Source organism: Novacetimonas maltaceti (genome assembly GCF_002906255.1).
Taxonomy (GTDB): Bacteria; Pseudomonadota; Alphaproteobacteria; order Acetobacterales; family Acetobacteraceae; genus Novacetimonas; species Novacetimonas maltaceti.
Genome location: NZ_POTC01000091.1, coordinates 1 through 5,493, shown reverse-complemented (window position 1 = coordinate 5,493; position 5,493 = coordinate 1). Strand labels below are relative to the sequence as shown.

Below are 5,493 nucleotides of genomic sequence, written 5' to 3'. Positions count from 1 at the left end.
AAGCCTCAGAAATCGTCACGCGTCAGATTAGTGCGTTTGGACGAAATCGCGGATGGCGCTCGGAAGCGTGGATGCATTGCCCGAAATGTCTCCAGATCGCGCACGCGTCAAAATATAGCCGCGCGAAGGCGTCAAAGCGTCAGTGCTGGACGAAATCAGGCAGATAGATTGCAGGCGTTCGCGCGGAAGCTACTTTGGTGCTGATTTGGCGTCTCGTGATGGCTCTGGCTGTTTCCTGCTGTCACAATAGGGCAAGGTTCAGAGTTACATTCACGCTGTTACAGTTTTTCGTCACATTAGGGTTGATTTTTGGTGTTTTGTGACACTATGCTGTGAACATCTTAGAACCTATTGTGACAGGTGGCGCATGAAAATCGGTTACGCACGGACCAGCACGGTCGATCAGGACGCAGGGCTTGAGGCGCAGGTGCGCGATTTGCAGGCGCATGGATGCGAGCAGGTCTTTTCCGAACAGGTGAGTGCAACGCAGGTGGCCCGTCCTGAACTGGAGACGGCCATCAGTCATCTACGCGAGGGTGACGTGCTAGTGGTCTGCAAACCTGACCGTCTGGCCCGCTCTACGGCTGACCTGCTGGCCCTGATTGAGCGTGTGGAGGCCCGCAAGGCCGGTCTGGTCATCCTGTCCATGTCCGGGCAGGTGCTGGATACGACCACCCCGACCGGCAAGCTGATGCTGACCATGCTGGGGGCTGTGGCTGAGTTTGAGCGTTCCCTGATGCTGGAGCGCCAGCGTGAGGGGATCGCCAAGGCCAAGGCGGACGGCAAATACAAAGGACGGCGGCCTACAGCGATGGAAAAAGCCTCCCAGGTGCAGGCCCTCAAGGCGGAAGGGATCAACCCGACTGAGATTGCCCGCCGCCTGGGCATCTCGCGCATGAGCGTTTATCGGTGTCTGGAAGGCATTGGACAGGATAAAACCGCCTTGCGGTCGTAACTGGTCGTTAGCGTAGGAGGTGATTACTGCGCTGCAACCTGTGCGCTGGTAATATCCACGCATGTTAAACGGCGCTTTTCCATCAAATACGCTTTTCACACGCCATCAATTCCTGATGGATGGTCAGGGCAGCGCCTTAGAAAAAAGGATGCACCCCAATGCCCCTGTCCTCCATTCGGGTGAGGTCTAGCCGCTATGGCTGCTGCTGGACGCCAGTGTACGGTCTGTGGTCATTCCCGGGTGCGCGACATTGACCGCCTTCTGCTGAACGGGACACCTGCCAGCGAGATTGAGGCCAAGTTTCCCGGTGTGCATCGCCGCGCCATTGACCGTCACAAGAACAATCACCTGCTGCCCAAGATACGCAAGGTGGATGGCCTGACGCGGGATGATCTTGAGGACGGGCGTAGCCTTCTGTCCCAGATGGAAGGGCTGAGAGAGCGGGCCAGCGCCCTGCTGGATCAGGCGGAAAAGGCCAATGATCTGCGTGCGGCCATTGCTGCTCTCCGCGAAATCAGGGGCACCCTTGAAAGCATAGGGCGCATCACTGGCGAGGGAGAAGCCGCTGGGGTGGTCGTGAACGTCTTTACCGGCCCTGCATGGGTTGCTGTGCAGACGAACATCCTGAACGCCCTTGTGCCCTTCCCTGACGCCCGTGAGGCGGTGGTGAAGGCTCTGGAGGGGGTGGATAGTGAGTGAGGCCCCGCAGGATATGGCGCGTGAGCTGAGACACGCTCTGGACCCGGTATCGTTCGCCGTGGAGCGCCTGGGCTTCCAGCCTGATCCTTGGCAATCCCGCGTCCTCAGATCGCCTACGAACCGCATCCTGCTGAATTGCACCCGGCAGGCCGGAAAGACCAGCATCACGGCCATTCTTGCCCTTCATACGGCCATGTATCGGCCGCGCTCCCTGATCCTTCTTTTCAGTAAGGCGCAGCGCCAGAGTTCTGAACTGCTGGCGAAGATACAGGGGCATATCAATACGATGGATCGGCCGCCGGTGCTGGTGAAGGAAGCGGCAACCGAAATCAAGCTGAAGAATGCCAGCCGCGTGGTCTCCCTGCCGGGGGATGGTGACAGCATCCGTGGGTATTCGGCACCGAACCTGATCGTGGAAGACGAAGCCGCGTTCGTGTCTGACGATCTTTATGAGGCTTTCCTGCCGATGCTCGCCACCAGTAACGGACGGCTGGTGCTGATGAGCACCCCCAATGGCAAGCGGGGGCATTTCTACGCTGCATGGTCTTCGATGAGCGCGAAGTGGCAGCGTGAGAGCGTAACTGCCGATCAGGTGCCCCGTATCAGCCGCGAATATCTGGACGATATGCGGTCTGAGTATGGACCGTGGAAATTCCAGCAGGAGTTTTACTGCAAGTTCGTGGAAGCGGATGACCAGTTCTTTTCAGACGAGGCGATAGAGCGTGCTTTTCGGGCCTCTGTTCCCTTGCTTCCCCTCAGTTTCTAGGAGCCGCCAATGCGGAAGATTTTTCTATCCGGGGTCATGGACCCTGTGACCAACCCCGACGCACTGGATGGTATTGCTGGAGCTGTCAACGTGCCCAGGTCTGCCGTAGGTGGGCTGTCCACCACGTCATTCCCGACCTTGGTAAGCGGTGGGGTTCTGGCTGTGCAAAACACCGGGACCAGCATGCTTACCCTGTTTTACAAGGCAGGGGAGGCCGCCGCGCCAAAACCACCATATCAGGCCGTGCCGTCCGGCGGTTTCGGTCCAGAAGCAGGAACCATCAGCCTGCGTCCGGCCCAGACAGCCTACCTGACAGATGTGAAAGGCGGTGAAGGCGTGACTTATGCGGGAGGGCCGTTCACGATCGTGCCCGGTACCCTCCAGTATGTGGCGGATGCGGTCTGATGGTTAATCGCTCCGTTATCCACCCATTTTTTAAGCGCCCTGAGCCGAAGGTGGTTGAGAAGAAGGACGAGATTACCACCGGCACGTTCTCTGGCTATGTGGTCGGCCTCGATCTGGGCAAATCTCAGGACTTCACCGCCATCTCTGTTGCCGAAGTATGGGCCTGTGAGCGTCTGACATGGCAGCGTACGGAATTTGAATCCGTCCTGGGCGTGGTGCGGCGCAGGAAGGTGAACCGCTACCGGGTGGTGAATGTTCACCGATACCCGCGCGGCACGTCTTACCCGGATATTGCGCGGTCCGTGCAAAGCGTTCTTGCTCAGTTGCCTGTGGCTTCCCGTTCCCCGGCCCTGTTCGTGGACAAGACTGGCGTGGGCGCTCCAGTCGTGGATGCAATGCGGGAAATGGGCATCAAGTTGACTGCCGTTGGCATCACGGGTGGCAGCAAGCCCAACAGGATCAGCGAGGGGAACGTGAATGTGCCGAAATCCCTTCTCGCGTCCTCTCTCGATATTGCTTTTGCAGAGGATCGTCTGGACCTGACCGCTGATGCGGATGCCTCGGACGCCCTCAAGGCCGAATTGCAGGGCTTCCGGGTGAAGAAAACAGCCAGTGGCAACGAGACTATGGAAGCGTGGCGCGAAGGTGTTCACGACGATCTGGTGCTTGCTACGGCGCTGGCAATTTGGGGTGGTGAAAACCCGGCTCCCGGCCCGGCTCGGATGGTCCCCACCCGTTTCAATCTTGGCCGATAGGATAATCAACAATGCCCAACACACTTGAACAGGCCGCCACCAACGCGGGCCTGACCGATATGGATTTGCTCAAGGTAGCGGATGCCAGCCTGCCGCCCAAGGTCGCGGTGGCACAACTACGGCAGCGTTATCCCGGCGCGTTCCCGGATTTTGATGCCCGCACCGCCCCTAAAAAGGAAGTGGATCGCCGCTGGCGTGAATTGCAGCGGGAACAGGCTGCCGAACGCGCACACGCAATCAATGAGCGTGCCATCGCCCGCATGGCTGAGAAATACGGAGACAAGAAATGACTGCCGAAACCCAGATGGAACGGGTTCGGGCGGCTTACAATGCGGCTCGGAAGCGGCCCAATTCGCCTTATGGAGTTCTGGATGGACAGTGGAAGAAGCTCCAGACCGATCTCAACCGATGCAGGCATATGGAGGAAGGGCTGAACGTCACTGAAAAACAGCGCGTTCCCCGTATTCGTAAGGCCGCCCTGGACCGGGCTGAAGAATTCTTTGTCCGCGTCCGCGATATGGATCCTGCGCAGTTCCATACCCTGTGGACCCCGAAAGCGCCGCCGCCTCCTACCCCTCAGCAAATAGCGGTTGGATTGGTAGAGCGCCTCATCAAGCGTGGGGTTGATCTTCAGATTTCTTATCCGTCCACGCTGGTCATCTCGCCAGCATCCAAGCTCGGCCAGTCTGAACGCGATAGCATTTCTGCAATCAAGGATTTGGTCATTGCCGAGGTGAAGCGCCGTAAGGACGCGTGGGTCGTATGAATAATCAGAGGGAAGGCTCAGGAATCTTATTTCCCAATGAGCGGCGGAAGTCTGAAAAAGCGCCTGATTATACAGGCACCATTTTTCTCAATGGACATGGGATGGAATTGAGCGCCTGGACAAAACTTGGCGCGAAAGGACAATTTCTTTCTGTTCAGGTTCGTGAACCGTGGAAGCCGCAAGGCAATTCCTCGCGCCGGTCTACTCCTAGTCAGGTGAGAGAGGGAGAAGCTTTGAGGGCGCGCCTTTTGAAAGGTGAATGAACCCGTTCGGGTCTGGGTTGAACGCTATGGCATTGAGTATCCGAAAGAGAGTTTTCTGAAACTAATACCCATCATGTTAGGTTTATGGTAAGAAGGGCGTATGCCAACAGTTCACCGAGTGGGCCGCTTCCGGTTCATGATCTATGCGAATGACCATGAACCAGCCCATGTCCATGTGTTCTGTGATGGCCGTGAGATCATCATCAACCTTGGGGAAACCGAGGCAACGATCCGGGACATTGACCCCGGCGTAAAGCGGGCAGACGTGCGCGAGGCGTTCCGGATCGCGGTGGAACAACGTGAAGCCCTATTGGCCGCATGGAGGACGATTGATGCGCAACGATCATGACATCGAGAAGCAGATGGACGCCGCTTATGAACGTGGTCGCATTCGGCGCGAGACGGTGCCCCAGGCGATTGCCGCCGGTTACGATGCCACGACAGGGCGCGTAACCGTTGAGCTGTCCAATGGCACCCGCTTTGAATTTCCCGCCTCACAGGCTCAAGGTCTGGAGAGAGCAACGCCAGAGCAACTGGCCCAGGTGGAAATTATGGGTGGCTACGGCCTGCACTGGGAGGATTTGGATGCTGACCTGCTGGTGCCGGAACTGATGGCGGGCCTGTTTGGATCCCGCGCCTACATGGCGGCAAAGGCAGGGCGACAGGCATCGCCTGCAAAAGCGGCGGCAGCACGCCGGAATGGCGCTAAGGGTGGCCGACCACGAAAAGTCGCATGAAATGCGCCGACGGCTTGCTTGCAAGCCTTAGTCGGTCACTAATGCTTAGTTTCGTTCACCATCGCTTGGTACTTTCATTTGACTTCAGTCGTGACACCATACCGCGCGAACTGGTCAGCGATCCCGTCCAGTATGATCTTCTTCGCC

The 5,493-nt window shown here is 57.9% G+C and carries 10 protein-coding genes; all 10 read left to right on the top strand.

Annotated elements, in window-relative coordinates; translation table 11 throughout:
• Nucleotides 1–367 precede the first annotated feature (367 nt).
• The 10 genes from KMAL_RS15840 (at nucleotide 368) to KMAL_RS15800 (ending at nucleotide 5,346) form a co-directional block, all read left to right on the top strand.
• The gene (locus KMAL_RS15840) at nucleotides 368–955 is read left to right on the top strand and encodes a recombinase family protein (RefSeq protein WP_110096456.1); all 588 of its coding nucleotides are present in this window, start codon (nucleotides 368–370) and stop codon (nucleotides 953–955) included.
• A 240-nt stretch (nucleotides 956–1,195) separates the two neighbouring features.
• On the top strand, nucleotides 1,196–1,654 hold the full coding sequence (locus KMAL_RS15835) for a hypothetical protein (RefSeq protein WP_110096455.1): 459 nt from the start codon (nucleotides 1,196–1,198) through the stop codon (nucleotides 1,652–1,654).
• On the top strand, nucleotides 1,647–2,420 hold the full coding sequence (locus KMAL_RS15830; protein ID WP_110096454.1) for a terminase large subunit domain-containing protein: 774 nt from the start codon (nucleotides 1,647–1,649) through the stop codon (nucleotides 2,418–2,420). Before KMAL_RS15835 ends, KMAL_RS15830 begins: the two co-directional genes overlap by 8 nt.
• Before the next feature lie 9 nt (nucleotides 2,421–2,429).
• Nucleotides 2,430–2,825 (top strand): hypothetical protein, encoded by a 396-nt coding sequence (locus tag KMAL_RS17035; RefSeq protein ID WP_146044251.1) that lies wholly within the window; start codon nucleotides 2,430–2,432, stop codon nucleotides 2,823–2,825.
• Complete coding sequence (locus tag KMAL_RS15820) at nucleotides 2,825–3,580, top strand: hypothetical protein (protein ID WP_110096452.1); 756 nt, start codon at nucleotides 2,825–2,827, stop codon at nucleotides 3,578–3,580. The genes KMAL_RS17035 and KMAL_RS15820 overlap by 1 nt, the downstream gene beginning before the upstream one ends.
• An 11-nt stretch (nucleotides 3,581–3,591) precedes the next feature.
• A complete protein-coding gene (locus KMAL_RS15815) occupies nucleotides 3,592–3,870 on the top strand; it encodes a hypothetical protein (protein ID WP_180999860.1) in 279 nt (92 codons plus the stop codon).
• Nucleotides 3,867–4,346 (top strand): hypothetical protein, encoded by a 480-nt coding sequence (locus tag KMAL_RS15810; RefSeq protein WP_110096451.1) that lies wholly within the window; start codon nucleotides 3,867–3,869, stop codon nucleotides 4,344–4,346. Before KMAL_RS15815 ends, KMAL_RS15810 begins: the two co-directional genes overlap by 4 nt.
• On the top strand, nucleotides 4,343–4,609 hold the full coding sequence (locus tag KMAL_RS17030; RefSeq protein ID WP_146044250.1) for a hypothetical protein: 267 nt from the start codon (nucleotides 4,343–4,345) through the stop codon (nucleotides 4,607–4,609). The genes KMAL_RS15810 and KMAL_RS17030 overlap by 4 nt, the downstream gene beginning before the upstream one ends.
• A gap of 136 nt (nucleotides 4,610–4,745) precedes the next feature.
• On the top strand, nucleotides 4,746–4,958 hold the full coding sequence (locus KMAL_RS15805; protein ID WP_110096457.1) for a DUF4160 domain-containing protein: 213 nt from the start codon (nucleotides 4,746–4,748) through the stop codon (nucleotides 4,956–4,958).
• A complete protein-coding gene (locus KMAL_RS15800; protein WP_110096450.1) occupies nucleotides 4,942–5,346 on the top strand; it encodes a DUF2442 domain-containing protein in 405 nt (134 codons plus the stop codon). Before KMAL_RS15805 ends, KMAL_RS15800 begins: the two co-directional genes overlap by 17 nt.
• Nucleotides 5,347–5,493 lie beyond the last annotated feature (147 nt).